At 65.2% G+C, this 12,741-nt stretch carries 12 protein-coding genes; 2 read left to right on the top strand and 10 right to left on the bottom strand.

What is annotated here, in order from left to right:
* Window positions 1–15: 15 nt before the first annotated feature.
* The 5 genes from AB4Y44_RS09285 to AB4Y44_RS09265 are packed head-to-tail and all read right to left on the bottom strand — an operon-like array spanning window position 16 to window position 4,582.
* Complete coding sequence (locus AB4Y44_RS09285; protein ID WP_342920765.1) at window positions 16–846, bottom strand: SDR family oxidoreductase; 831 nt, start codon at window positions 844–846, stop codon at window positions 16–18.
* A 32-nt stretch (window positions 847–878) separates the two neighbouring features.
* A complete protein-coding gene (locus AB4Y44_RS09280) occupies window positions 879–1,295 on the bottom strand; it encodes a MaoC family dehydratase (RefSeq protein WP_368699292.1) in 417 nt (138 codons plus the stop codon).
* A gap of 25 nt (window positions 1,296–1,320) precedes the next feature.
* Entirely contained in the window at window positions 1,321–1,767 is a 447-nt protein-coding gene (locus AB4Y44_RS09275; RefSeq protein WP_342920767.1) for a MaoC family dehydratase N-terminal domain-containing protein, read from the bottom strand.
* Window positions 1,768–1,781: 14 nt separating this feature from the next.
* Window positions 1,782–2,966 carry a lipid-transfer protein gene (locus tag AB4Y44_RS09270; RefSeq protein WP_368699291.1) on the bottom strand — a complete coding sequence of 395 codons (1,185 nt, stop codon included), beginning with the start codon at window positions 2,964–2,966 and terminating at the stop codon, window positions 1,782–1,784.
* 59 nt (window positions 2,967–3,025) lie between these two features.
* The gene (locus AB4Y44_RS09265; RefSeq protein WP_368699290.1) at window positions 3,026–4,582 is read right to left on the bottom strand and encodes a long-chain-fatty-acid--CoA ligase; all 1,557 of its coding nucleotides are present in this window, start codon (window positions 4,580–4,582) and stop codon (window positions 3,026–3,028) included.
* Between the two features lie 364 nt (window positions 4,583–4,946).
* Between AB4Y44_RS09265 and AB4Y44_RS09260 the strand changes: the two genes are divergently transcribed.
* On the top strand, window positions 4,947–7,688 hold the full coding sequence (locus AB4Y44_RS09260) for a LuxR C-terminal-related transcriptional regulator (protein WP_368699289.1): 2,742 nt from the start codon (window positions 4,947–4,949) through the stop codon (window positions 7,686–7,688).
* A 16-nt stretch (window positions 7,689–7,704) separates the two neighbouring features.
* The gene (locus AB4Y44_RS09255; protein ID WP_342920771.1) at window positions 7,705–8,175 is read left to right on the top strand and encodes a PaaI family thioesterase; all 471 of its coding nucleotides are present in this window, start codon (window positions 7,705–7,707) and stop codon (window positions 8,173–8,175) included.
* 80 nt (window positions 8,176–8,255) lie between these two features.
* Here AB4Y44_RS09255 and AB4Y44_RS09250 read toward each other — a convergent pair whose 3' ends face one another.
* From AB4Y44_RS09250 to cyoA, 5 genes are all read right to left on the bottom strand, one after another.
* Window positions 8,256–8,453 (bottom strand): CsbD family protein, encoded by a 198-nt coding sequence (locus AB4Y44_RS09250; RefSeq protein WP_342920772.1) that lies wholly within the window; start codon window positions 8,451–8,453, stop codon window positions 8,256–8,258.
* A gap of 106 nt (window positions 8,454–8,559) precedes the next feature.
* Window positions 8,560–8,934 carry a cytochrome o ubiquinol oxidase subunit IV gene (cyoD, locus tag AB4Y44_RS09245; protein WP_368699288.1) on the bottom strand — a complete coding sequence of 125 codons (375 nt, stop codon included), beginning with the start codon at window positions 8,932–8,934 and terminating at the stop codon, window positions 8,560–8,562.
* The gene (gene cyoC / locus AB4Y44_RS09240) at window positions 8,931–9,542 is read right to left on the bottom strand and encodes a cytochrome o ubiquinol oxidase subunit III (RefSeq protein WP_368699287.1); all 612 of its coding nucleotides are present in this window, start codon (window positions 9,540–9,542) and stop codon (window positions 8,931–8,933) included. The genes cyoD and cyoC overlap by 4 nt, the downstream gene beginning before the upstream one ends.
* Window positions 9,543–9,545: 3 nt before the next feature.
* Entirely contained in the window at window positions 9,546–11,555 is a 2,010-nt protein-coding gene (gene cyoB / locus AB4Y44_RS09235; RefSeq protein ID WP_342920775.1) for a cytochrome o ubiquinol oxidase subunit I, read from the bottom strand.
* Between the two features lie 7 nt (window positions 11,556–11,562).
* Window positions 11,563–12,585, bottom strand: a complete 1,023-nt coding sequence (gene cyoA, locus AB4Y44_RS09230; protein ID WP_368699286.1) for a ubiquinol oxidase subunit II — start codon at window positions 12,583–12,585, stop codon at window positions 11,563–11,565.
* Window positions 12,586–12,741 lie beyond the last annotated feature (156 nt).

Here is a 12,741-nt window from a genome sequence, read left to right as displayed (position 1 = left end):
CTCGCGAGCCACGTATTACGGACGGCCGCCGCCGACCACCAGCACCTGCCCCGTCACGTAGTTCGATTCGGGAATGCACATGAGATACACCGCGCCCGCCGCTTCCTCCGGCGTGCCGCCGCGGCCGATGGGAATCATCGCCTCGATGTTCTTCATGAGCTGCGCGTTGACGCCCACCTTGATGGACTGGCCCGCGATGTCGATGGTCGAGCTGTTGCCCTCGCCCGCCACCGCCTCGGTGAGCCGCGTCTTGATGAGGCCGAACGCCACGCTGTTCACGTTGACCTTGTAGCGGCCCCACTCTTTCGCGAGCGCCTTCGTGAGGCCGTTGATCGCGGCTTTCGCGGCCGAATAGTTCGCCTGGCCCGCGTTGCCCATCACGCCCGAAACGGACGAGATGTTCACGACTTTGCGGAACACTTCCTGGCCCGCATCGCCTTCGGCCTTCGCGCTTTCGCGGAAGTAGTCGGCGGCGGCGCGAAGGATACGGAACGGCGCGCTCACGTGCACGTCAATGATGGCGTTCCACTGCTCGTCGCTCATCTTCTGGATCACGTTGTCCCACGTGTAGCCCGCGTTGTTGACGATGATGTCGAGACGCCCGAATTCCTTGAGCGCCGTGCCGACGAAGCGCGTGCCGAAGTCCGCGTCCGTCACGCTGCCCGTGCACGCCACGGCCTTGCCGCCCGCGGCGACGATCTCGGCCACCACGCTCTGCGCGGGTTCGGCGTCCAGATCGTTCACCACGACTGCCGCGCCTTCGCCCGCGAGCTTCAGTGCGATTTCCCGGCCGATGCCGCGGCCCGAACCCGATACGATGGCGACCTTGCCAACCAGCTTGCTCATCTTCTGTCTACTCCGTGTATGTGATGGATCGTTCAGGCGTCGAGCGCGATGAGCGCCTCGCCTGAGAGCTTGATTTCGCCGTGTGCGTCGCGCGTGGTGAGCGCGACTTTGACGGTGCGTGCTGTCTCGTCACGCTCGGTGACGACGCCGCTGCAGGTAATGGCATCGCCCACGTGCGTAATCGCCGCGAAGCGCACCGAGAACTCGCGGATGGCCTGCTGCGGCACCCAGTTCGTGAGGAGCCGCCCCAGATACGCCATGGACAGCATGCCGTGCGCGAACACGTCGGGCATGCCGGCGCGGCGCGCGAAGTCCTGATCGACGTGAATCGGGTTGTGGTCGCCGGACGCGCCCGCGTAAAGCGCGAGCGTGAGGCGCGTGAGCGGCGCCGCAACGAACGGCGGCAACGCACTGCCTACGGCCAGGTCGTTCAAACGAATCGATTGCATGTTGGCTCCTGCTTCTGCTTTTCTATCAACCGTTGCGCACGACGATCACGCTGCGCAGGTCTGCAACGGGCGCGTCGTCTTGCGCGTTTGTCACGCGCGTTTCGCGCACGACGAATTCGAGCGCGCCGCCCTTCTTGTCATAGATGTCCGCGATGCGCGTTTCGAACGCGAGGCGTTCGCCCGCAAACGCCATGCGGTGATAGCGGAAGCGCTGCTCGCCGTGCAGCACGCGGCCGATGTCGATATTCAGGCGCTCGACGGTCGCGCGCGGATTGGGCGATTCCATTTCGAGGCAGAACAGGAACGTCGGCGGCACGGGCAGCGCGGGATATCCGGCTTCTCTCGCGGCTTCGTCGTCGACGTAACGACTGTCCGTCTGGCCGGTCGCCTTCGCGAAGAAGCGCAGGCGGCCAGCCTCGACGAGTGCCGTGTGGCGCGAGATCAGTGCGCCGATATGGCTTTTGTCAATCATCGTCGGGCCTCGCGTTACAGGCGCTCGTAGAGCGTGACCACGCACGCGCCGCCGAGTCCGAGGTTGTGCTGGAGGCCGAAGCGTGCGCCGGCGACCTGGCGGTCCTGCGCCTGTCCGCGCAGTTGCCACACGAGTTCGGTGCATTGTGCAAGACCTGTTGCGCCCAACGGATGACCCTTCGAAAGCAGGCCGCCCGAGGGGTTCGTGACGACACGGCCGCCGTAGGTGTTGTCGCCATCGAGAATGAACTTCTCAGCCGTGCCTTCGGGCGTGAGGCCGAGCCCTTCGTAGGTGATCAATTCGTTTGCCGTGAAGCAGTCGTGCAGTTCGACCACCTGAATATCTTCGGGGCCGACGCCCGCCTTTTCATACACCTGTTGCGCGGCGGCACGCGTCATGTCGTAACCCACCACCTTGCGCATGTCGCCTTCGTCGAACGTGCTGTTGCGGTCCGTCGTCATCGCCTGGGCCTTGATGACCACGCGCGTGTCGAGTCCGTGCTTCTTCGCGAACCCTTCCGAGCACACGATCGCCGCCGCCGCACCGCACGTGGGCGGGCAGCACTGCAGGCGCGTGAGCGGATCGAAGACGACGGGCGAAGCCATCACCTCTTCGAGCGTCACCGTGTTGCGAAACACGGCAAAGGGATTGCGCGCAGCGTGCTGGCGCGCTTTCACGGAAATACGCCCGAACGTTTCCGGCTTGATGTCGTATTCCTTCATGTAGGCACGGCCGCCGCCGCCGAAGAATTGCGCCGCGCGCGGCGCGGTTTCGTCGAAGCCCTGCACCTCGAGCATGGTCTTGACGAAGCGCTCCATCGGCGTCGGGCGATCGGTGTACGCACCCTTGAGCGCGCCGGGCACCATCTGCTCGAAGCCGAGTGCAATGGCACATTCCACGGCCCCGCTTTCCACGGCCTGGCGCGCGAGGAAGAGCGCGGTGGACCCGGTCGCGCAGTTGTTGTTGACGTTCACGACCGGAATGCCGGTGAGCCCCACACCATAAATGGCGGCCTGCCCGGAGGTCGAATCGCCGAACACGTAGCCGACGTAGGCCTGCTCGACGAGCGCATAGTCGATGCGCGCATCGGCGAGCGCTGCCTTCGCGGCATTGGCGCCCATCGTTGCGTAGTCGTCGCTCGCGCCGGGCTTGGTGAACGGAATCATGCCGACGCCGGCTACCACAACCTTGTTGCTCATTTTGGATACCTGATTAAGTAAGATTGCAAGTTGACGATGACGATGCCCGCCCGTGCGGATCAGCCCACCTGGCGGGATTGGCTCTGCCAGTACGGCGCGCGCAGATCGCGCTTGAGAATCTTGCCGGCGGCCGACAGCGGCAGCGCCTCGCGGAACTCGATGCTCTTCGGGCACTTGTAGCCGGCGATGAACTGGCGGCAGTGCTCGCGCAGCGCGGCTTCGTCCACATCGCTGCCGCTGCGCGCGACGACCACGGCGTGTACGGCTTCACCCCAGCGGGCATCGGGGATGCCGATCACGGCGCATTGCGCAACGGCGGGATGGCGCGAGAGCACGTTCTCGACTTCGGCCGAATAGACGTTCTCGCCGCCCGTCACGATCATGTCCTTCATGCGGTCGACGATGAAGAGGTAGCCGTTTTCGTCCATATAGGCGCCGTCGCCGGTATGCAGCCAGCCGTCGCGCAGCGCCTGGCGCGTTTCTTCGGGCTTGTTCCAGTAGCCGAGCATGACGTTCGCGCCGCGCACGGCGATCTCGCCCACGGTATTGCGCGGCACTTCCACGCCCGTGGCATCGACGATCTTCACGGTCACGCCGTAGCCCGCACGCCCAGCCGAGCGGTAAAGACCGCTCGCGCGCCCTTCGGGGCCGTGATTCGCGGGCGGATTGACCGACACCACGGGCGAAGCCTCCGTGAGACCGTAAGCGTGAAAGAATTCGATGCCGGGCAGCGCGGCGAGCGCGGCGTCGAGCACGCCCGCGGCGATCGGCGACGCGCCGTAATAGATGCGCTTGAGCGACGACAGATCGCGCCGCTTGAAGTCGGGGTGCTCCAGCACGGCCTGCAGCATGGTCGGCACGAGCAGGATTTCGTCCACGCGGTCGCGCTCGATCGCTTCGAGCACCGCGCGCGGCTCGAAAGTGGGCAACACCACGTGCGTATCGCCGGCCACGAAATGGCCCACCGCGCGCGCCATCGCCGCCGTGTGGAAAAGCGGCGCCGCATGCAGCGAAATGGCGTGCGCGTAGGCGCGGAACTCCGCCATGCGCGAAGTCGCCGACGACCACAGGTTCAGGTGCGACTGCATCACGCCCTTGGGCCGGCCCGTCGTGCCGCCCGTGTACATGATGGTCGCGAGATCGTTGCCGCCGCGAAATGCGTCGGCCACAGGCTGCGCTTCGGCGATCAGCGCCTCGTAAGCGAGCATGCCGGACGGTACGTCACGCTCGCCGGTGTAGACGAGCGTCGGGCGATGCGCAGCGCTCGCCGCGATGTCCCCGGCGAGCGGCAGGAAGTGGTCGTCCACCAGCAGGATGCGCGTGTCGCAGTCGTCGAGCGAATAGACGATCTCGGGCACGCTCCAGCGGATATTCACGGGGTTGAGCACGCCGCCGCCCCACCACACGCCGAGCATGTATTCGAGATAGCGGTCGGAATTGAGCGCGAGCATGCCTACGCGGTCGCCTGCGCCCATGCCGAGCGACTGGAGCGCGCCGGCTAGCCGCGCCACGCGTTCGCCCAGCTGCGCGAAAGTACGCGAGCGTCCGCCGAAGCGGATCGCGACTTCCGCCGGGTGTTGCTGCACGCAGCGGTGCAGGCCTTGTGTGAGGTACATGGTGTCTCCGGGCTTCTTTATGTCGTTCTGGCTGCGCCGGGTGATCGTCGGTCGATTGCCGGTTGGTCGATCGTGGCGCGGATGCCGTGAAGTCAGTATCACTTTAGGCGCACGCCGGCCCGCTGTCCTGAACCGAAGGGAGGATTTTAGGATGGGCAAGCGAATCGTTCGAAAGGAGTACGACGTCGGCCAGCCGCTGTGGAACAATAGCCTGACGGTTGCACAAGCAACGCAAAAACAGGGCGCGACCATTCGCCCCAGCAATAACGACCCGAGTGAGACAGGTCCGCCGCCCGGCCAACCCGCGCGGCCGGCGGGCCCGCCTGGCGCGCCGCCGCGCGCGCCGCAGAAGGAAACAGCGCCTGTGAACATCGTCGATGCCCACGCCGCAAGCGGCCATCAGAATCCCCCCCGCGGGATCGTCGCGTCGAAGCTGACGCCGCCCGCAGACAGCCCTTCACATCTGTTGCGCACGCAACTGATCGAAGCGATTGCAGGCGCCCACACGGCGCGGCTCGTGCTGATCCGCGCATCGGCGGGCTTCGGCAAGACCACGCTCTTGCAGCAATACGCCGCGCACTGCCGCGCCCACCGCCGCGAGGTGGCCTGGCTGCGCCTCGACGCCGCCGACAACGACTTCGCGCGCTTCCTGCTGCATCTCGACGCCGCGTTGCCCGGCACACGCACGCCGCGCGCGCTCACGCTCGACCCGGACACCTTCGCGTCGAGCCTGATCGAGCGCGTCGCGGCGCACGGCAAGCCGCTCGCCATTCTGCTCGACGACTTCGAGTCGCTCCAGAGCCCCGCAGTGCTCGCCTTCATGCAGGACCTGATCGCCGCCCTGCCGCCTGGCAACCCGCTCGTGGCCGCCTCGCGGGTGACGCCCGAGCTCGGCGTCGGGCGCATCCGCGCGCGTGGCGAACTGCTCGACATCAATCCCGCCGCGCTGCGCTTCTCGCTCGCGGAGGCGAGCGCGTTCATCCGCGAGAAATGCGCGCTGCCGCTGCGCGAGGCCGATATCGCCACGCTGCATCGCTGCACCGAAGGCTGGGCCACGGCCATTTATCTGGCCACGCTCTCGCTGCGCACGCGCACCGACCATGCGGCCTTCGTCGCCTCGTTTTCGGGCACGAACCTCGAACTCGCGGAATATCTCGCCGAGGACATCCTCGCCCGGCAATCCGAAGCATGCCGCTCGTTTCTGCTGGAGACGAGCGCGCTGCCGCAGTTCTGCGCCGCGCTTTGCGACGCCGCCACCGGCCGCAACGACAGCCGCGAGATGTTGGACTATCTGGAGCGCGCGAATCTCTTTCTCGTGCCGCTCGACGGCGAGCGCAGCTGGTATCGCTATCACCGGCTGTTCGCGAGCTTCCTGCAGCACCGGTTGCGTGCCGCGCAACCGGAACGTGAACGCGAAGTGCACGGCGCGGCCGCGCACTGGTATCTCGATGCGCAACGCCCCATCCCCGCCATCGACCATCTGCTCGACGCGGGCGACGAGGGCGGCGCGCTCGCCGAAATCGCGCGCCATTCGCGGGCATTGCTCGGCAGCGGCCGGCTGCGCCTGCTGATGCGCTGGCTCGACCGCATCGGCGCCGCGCGGCTCGCCACGCGGCCCGACGTCGGTCTCACATATGCGTGGGTGCTGCTCTTGAACCGCCGCTATGCGGACGCCATGCGTACGACACAAAGCATTGTCGAAAGCAGCGTCGGGCAGCCCAACCAGGAGAGCGTCGCCTTCGTGGCGGAAGCGATTCGCGGCGTGCTGCTCGCACTCACCGACCAGGTCGAGGCATGCGCGCAAACGAGCGCCACCCTGCTCGATCGCCTGCCCGACCGCGCGAACTTCTCGTTCTACAGCCTCACGAATTCGCTCGCCTTCAGCTACGTCTGCACCGATCGCTACGACGAGGCGCGAGGCGTGCTCTCGCGCGCGCTGCGGCGTGCCCACGATCATCCCTATGTCGTGATGCGCACGATGGCGGAAACCATCGAAGGGATCATCGATCTGGTGCAGGGACGGCTTGGTACGGCGCTGGCGCGGCTCGAAATTTCGGCAGCCAACGCCACGGCGAACCGCACCGTGGATTCGGGTGGCGGCCGCACCAGCGTGGACGGCGTGCGCTCGCTTGCGCTCTACGAGAAAAACGCGCTCGGGGAAATGGCGCATCTGCTCGCCGACGCGCTGCGGCGCGCCAAACGCGTAGGCGTGACCGACGGGCTGATCGCCACGCATGTGCTCTCGGCGCGCGTGGCGCTCATCGAAGGCAATGTCGAGCAGTGGTTACGCCTGCTCGCCGAACTCGAACAGTTGGGCCGCGCCGTCAAATCGGACCGAGCCGTGAGCGCCGCGTGGCTCGAGCGCACGCGCGTCGCGACGCTCGAAGGCCGCTTCGACGCCGCCGAGCAAGCGCTGCGCGCGGCTACGCTGCACGCAGACTGGGCGCGCCCCGGGGTTTCCTATCACGCGAGCGAGATCGACGAGCCGGTGATCGCGCGCTGCCGCCTCGATATCGCGCAGGGACGCTACGCCACCGCGTGCGCGGCGCTGAGCGAGGCACTGGAACAGGCGATCGCGCGGCGGCGTCATTGGCGCGCGCTGAAGTTGCGCGTCTTGCTCGCACTCGCGCTCGACGGCAACGGCGAGCGCACGGCCGCCTTCGACACGCTCACGGAAGCGCTGCGCATGGCGAGCCACGAAGGCTTCGTGCGCGCGTTCCTCGATGAAGGTGAAGCATTGATGCGCCTGCTTGGCGCCTGGGCCGAGCGCGGCCCCACGCAGATCGGCTCGCTTGGCGTGGTGCCCGCGTTCGTCGCGCAGCTGCTCGGCGGCGTGGCGCCCTCCCACGCGCGCATGGCGGACTCGACGACAGTCGGCGCCGATCTGCCCTACGCCGCAGACTCTCCCGCCGACGCGCTCACGGCGCGCGAACTGGACGTGCTAAGGATGCTTTCGGCAGGCCACCGCAACCGCGTGATTGCGGAGAAACTGTTCGTCTCCGAGCTGACGGTGAAGTCGCATCTTCGCAAGATCAACGCCAAACTCGGCGCGGGCAATCGTACGCAGGCAGTCGCCATCGGCCGCGCGAAAGGACTGATTCCCTGATTGTGGAACCCGGACAATGAACAAACGCCTGCAAGCGAACGAGATATCGCTGGAAGTTGCGAACGCAACTATCAAAAACGACGACGCCCCGCCGCCCGGCTTCGTGGCGTTGCCGTTCCGCACGGGCTATATGGGCCAGTTCGGCACGCTTTACTTCGACGAAGCCCGCGGCGTGATCGGCACGCGCGTGAGCGAGCGCCATTTGAACAATCTGGATATCGCGCACGGCGGCATGCTGGCCACGCTCGCCGACACGGCCATCGGCGCGGCCATGATACGCGCGGCGGGACGCGAACGTCCGGCGGTCACGGCGCATCTGGGCCTCGATTACCTCGGTTCCGTGCGTCCCGGCGACTGGCTGGAAGCGCACGTTGCGCTCGACAAAATGGGCGCGCGCCTGCGCTTTGCCACATGCCGCCTGATGGTGGATGAGCGCTGCGTGCTCAAAGCCAACGCGACCTTCGCGGTGCTGAACCCGCCGGCCTGAGCGCCGAGCTCGCCGCATGCGGATAGCATGACGCCGCCGCCTCTTTCGAGGCGGCGGCGCTGTCGGTTAGCCATCGTTTATCAGTGATGGCGCTTCACTTCCTTCGCCATATCCTTTGCGGCCTCCTTCATGTCACCAACGTTCTTGCGTGCCTGACCAGCTTCCTGCTGGAGGTCCCCCTTCACTTCGCGCGCCGGGTTGTCGGTTGCGCGGCCCACGGCCTCGTTGACCTTGCCCTTCATCTTTTCAGCCGTGCCCTTCACCTGGTCCTTGTTCATGGTCACACTCCACGTAAAAGCGACGGTGTGTCGCGACGCTTCGTATAGCGCATGCACTGTGCCCAAGGTGCCCGGCGCGCAGTATTGAGGGACGCAACCTGATGTCTCAGTCGTGCGCCATGGCGCGGTCGATCGAGATCTGCGTGGGCATCATGTTGACGTTCGCATTGTGCATGACCCACAGCGAAAGCCCGACGATCACCGCAATCAGAAACGCCGTGCAGATGAAGATGCTCGTGTTGGCGCGCTGGCTGCGCGACGCACCGATATGCAGGAAATACACGAGTTGCACGACGAGCTGCGCGATGCAGAGCACGACGATGGCCGCGAGCCCGAAGCCCGGCGAAACGACTCGAAACATCACCACGCCGAACGACGCGAGCGTCAGCACGAGCGAGAGCACGGTGCCGATCATGTAGCCCTTGAAACTGCCGTGCGACGCGTCATGCACGGCGTGTTGAGTGGCATGGGACTGGCTCACAGGAAACCTCGCAGGTAAACGAACGTAAATACACAGATCCACACGAGATCGAGAAAGTGCCAGAAGAGGCTCAGGCAGGCGAGACGGCGGCGGATCGTGCCCGTCAGACCGAACTTGAAGGTCTGGTGCATCATGATCGCGATCCACAACAGACCCGCCGTGACGTGCAGCCCGTGCGTGCCGACCAGCGTGAAGTACGCCGAAAGGTACGCGCTCGTGCCGGGCCCCGCCCCATCGGCGATGAGCTTGGCGAACTCGTTCACTTCCATCGCGACGAAGCCCGCGCCGAACAGGAACGTGATCGCGAGCCACACGATCACCTGGCCGCGCCGCTGCGCGTAGAGATTCAGCATGGCCATGCCGAAGGTGACGCTGCTCGCAAGCAGCAGCAGCGTTTCGCCCAGCACGTAGGGCAGTTCGAACAGATCCCTTGCGCCCGGACCGCCTGCCGTCGCATTCGCGAGGACGCCGAAGGTGGCGAAGAGCGTCGCGAAGATGAGGCAGTCGCTCATCAGGTAGATCCAGAAGCCCAGCGTGGTCCTGGTGCTGTCGTCGTGATCGTGACCATGAGCATGACCATGGCCGTGAGTAGTAGCAGCGTGAGCCATGGTTTATGCCATCTCCTCGATGTGCTCGGATTGATCGAAACGCTGGATGCCGAGTTGCCTGAAGCGCGCATTCTCGATGCGCTCGACCTCGGCGGCCGGAACCCAGTAATCCACGTCCTGGTTGTAGGTGCGCGCGATGAACGTGGCGATCATGCCGATGAGGCCCACCGCCGCGAACAGCCACATGTGCCACACGATCGCAAAGCCGAACAGCAGGCTAAATGCGGCGATGATGAAGCCCGCGCCGGTGTTGCGCGGCATATGGATGTCCTCGTACTTCGCCGGCTGCACGTAGGCGCGGCCCGCTTCCTTGTTGTCCCAGTGCTGCTCCATCGAAGTGATCTCCGGCAGCACGGCGAAGTTGTAGAACGGCGCAGGCGAAGCGGTCGACCACTCGAGGCTGCGGCCGTCCCACGGATCGCCGGTCACGTCGCGGTTGGCTTCGCGGTCGCGCAGGCTCACCACGATCTGCACGATGAACGAGAGAATGCCGAGGCCGACGAACACCGCGCCCACGAGCGCCACCACGAGCCACGGATGCCACTCGGCTACTTCATAGTGATTCATGCGGCGCGTCATGCCTTCGAAGCCGAGGATGTAGAGCGGCGTGAACGCGAGCCAGTAGCCGATCAGCCAGCACCAGAACGACACCTTGCCCCAGAACTCGTTGAGCGTGAAACCAAACACTTTGGGGAACCAGAAGCTCACGCCCGCAAGACAGCCGAACACCACCCCGCCGATAATCACGTTATGGAAGTGCGCAACGAGAAAGAGTGAGTTGTGCAACACGAAGTCCGCGCCCGGCACGGCCAGCAGCACGCCGGTCATGCCGCCCACGGCAAATGTCACCATGAAGCCGATGGTCCAGAGCGTGGCGCTGTGATAGCGGATGCGGCCGCGATACATCGTGAAGAGCCAATTGAAGAGCTTTACGCCCGTCGGGATCGAAATGACCGTGGTCATGATGCCGAAGAACGCATTGACGTTCGCGCCCGAGCCCATCGTGAAGAAGTGGTGCAGCCACACGAAGAACGAGAGGATGCCGATCGACGACGTGGCGTAGACCATCGACTTGTAGCCGAACAGCGGCTTGCCCGAGAACGTCGCGATGATCTCCGAGAACGCACCGAACGCAGGCAGGATGAGGATGTACACCTCCGGGTGACCCCAGACCCAGATCAGGTTGATGTACATCATCGCGTTGCCGCCCAACTCGTTCGTGAAGAAGTGCATGTCGAAGTAGCGGTCCATCGTGAGCAGCGCGAGCGTGGCGGTGAGCACCGGGAACACCGCGACGATCAGGATGTTGGTGATGAACGCCGTCCACACGAACACCGGCATCTGCATCATCTTCATGCCCGGCGCGCGCATGCGCAGGATCGTGACGATGAAGTTGATGCCCGAGAGCGTCGTGCCGAGACCCGATAGCTGCAGCGACCATATGTAGTAATCCATACCAACGGTCGGGCTATAGCCAAGCTCCGAAAGCGGCGGATACGCCACCCAGCCCGTGGCAGCGAAATCGCCCACGAACATGGAGACCATCACGAGGATCGCGCCCACCACCGAAAGCCAGAAGGAAAGCGAGTTGACGAACGGATAGGCCACGTCGCGCGCGCCGATCTGCAACGGCACGACCACGTTCATCAAGCCGAGAATGAGCGGCGTCGCCACGAAGAAGATCATGATGACGCCGTGCGCCGTGAAGATCTGGTCGTAGTGATGCGGCGGCAGATAGCCCGCGGCGTCGCCATACGCGAGCGCCTGTTGCGCGCGCATCATGATCGCGTCGGCGAAACCGCGCAGCAGCATGATGACGGCAAGAATGATGTACATGACGCCAATGCGCTTGTGATCGACAGAGGTGATCCATTCGCGCCACAGATAGCCCCACTTGCCCGCGATCGTGATCGCGGCGAGCAGGGCGAGGCCGCCGAGCGCCACGACGGCGCCCGTGCCCATGATGATCGGCTCGTGCCAGGGAACGGCGTCGAGCGTGAGTTTTCCGAACATGGTGTGATTACTCCGCTGCCAGGATGGCACTACGGTTGAGCGTGAGCGCCGGGGCGCCTGTGCCAGGGACTGCGCTGGGGACCGTGGGGACCGTGCCGCAAATCGGATTGCCGTGCACGTCGCGCATGTATTTGCCGACCACGCCGTCGAACAGGCCCGGCGCGACGTTCGAATAGAGCGTCACCGGGGTCTTTTCGCCGGGCAAGGCGAGCTGTTCGTAGGCGGCGCGGCTGAGCATCGTGGGCGACGCCTTCGCCTGCGCGATCCAGGCGTCGAAGTCGGCGCGGCTCTTGGCCAGCGTTTCGAAATGCATATCGGAGAAGCCCGGGCCGCTGAACGCCGCCGAGCGGCCCGCATAGATGCCGGGTTCGTTCGCGATGAGGTGCAGCTTCGTCTGCATGGCCGGCATCGCGTACACCTGGCTGCCCAGTTGCGGGATGAAGAACGAGTTCATCAGCGACTCGGCCGTGAGGTTGAACTCAACGGGCGTATCCACGGGAATCGCGAGCTGGTTCACGGAGGCCACGCCGTAATCCGGGTAGATGAAGAGCCACTTCCAGTTGAGCGCGACCACGTCCACTCGCACCGGCTTCGTTTGCGATTCGATTGGGCGATACGGGTCGAGCGAGTGCGTCGTGCGCCAGATCAGCACGGCGAGCGTGAGCACGATCACGCAGGGGATCGTCCACACCACCACTTCGATGGCCGTGGAATGCGACCAGCGCGGCGCATAAGTCGCGTTCGTGTTGGACGCGCGGTAGCGCCACGCGAACCACAGCGTGAGCACGATCACGGGAATCACGACCAGCAGCATCAAGCCGAGTGCGATCAGGATCAGGTTCTTTTCCTGCACCCCGATGTCGCCCTTCGGGGCGAGCAGCGCCATGTCGCAGCCGCTGAGCAGCACGAGCGGCGCGCCCGCGGCGACGAGCGCGGCGCGGCGCAGGAAGCGGGTAATCAGGGGTGGACGTGATGAAGAAGGCGGGCCGGCCGTAGCGGCCCGCCCCGAGCGAGGGTCTGGATTGCGCATGTCTGGTTCCAAGGTTGACGTTCGCGCAAACCCATCCATACGTGCTCACTCTGCTGCCGCACGAGCGGCCTCGGAGGGCCGCCGCAGAAGCCATACATAGCCTATATGTATGGATTTACGCGCTTCATGCACGCATGCTAGAGTAAGACATGACGC

The sequence above is a fragment of the Paraburkholderia sp. BR10937 genome (genome assembly GCF_040965695.1).
GTDB lineage: Bacteria > Pseudomonadota > Gammaproteobacteria > Burkholderiales > Burkholderiaceae > Paraburkholderia.
The sequence above is the reverse complement of the archived record's forward strand: the minus strand, read 5'-3'. Positions and strand labels throughout refer to the sequence as shown.

Bases quoted from the DNA above. Each gene is read 5' to 3' on its own strand.
- AB4Y44_RS09275 (WP_342920767.1), bottom strand. From the start codon at position 1,767: ATGATTGACAAAAGCCATATCGGCGCACTGATCTCGCGCCACACGGCA.
- AB4Y44_RS09255 (WP_342920771.1), top strand. From the start codon at position 7,705: ATGAACAAACGCCTGCAAGCGAACGAGATATCGCTGGAAGTTGCGAAC.
- AB4Y44_RS09250 (WP_342920772.1), bottom strand. From the start codon at position 8,453: ATGAACAAGGACCAGGTGAAGGGCACGGCTGAAAAGATGAAGGGCAAG.
- cyoB (WP_342920775.1), bottom strand. From the start codon at position 11,555: ATGTTCGGAAAACTCACGCTCGACGCCGTTCCCTGGCACGAGCCGATC.
- AB4Y44_RS09265 (WP_368699290.1), bottom strand. From the start codon at position 4,582: ATGTACCTCACACAAGGCCTGCACCGCTGCGTGCAGCAACACCCGGCG.
- AB4Y44_RS09285 (WP_342920765.1), bottom strand. From the start codon at position 846: ATGAGCAAGCTGGTTGGCAAGGTCGCCATCGTATCGGGTTCGGGCCGC.
- cyoC (WP_368699287.1), bottom strand. From the start codon at position 9,542: ATGGCTCACGCTGCTACTACTCACGGCCATGGTCATGCTCATGGTCAC.
- AB4Y44_RS09270 (WP_368699291.1), bottom strand. From the start codon at position 2,966: ATGAGCAACAAGGTTGTGGTAGCCGGCGTCGGCATGATTCCGTTCACC.
- AB4Y44_RS09280 (WP_368699292.1), bottom strand. From the start codon at position 1,295: ATGCAATCGATTCGTTTGAACGACCTGGCCGTAGGCAGTGCGTTGCCG.
- cyoA (WP_368699286.1), bottom strand. From the start codon at position 12,585: ATGCGCAATCCAGACCCTCGCTCGGGGCGGGCCGCTACGGCCGGCCCG.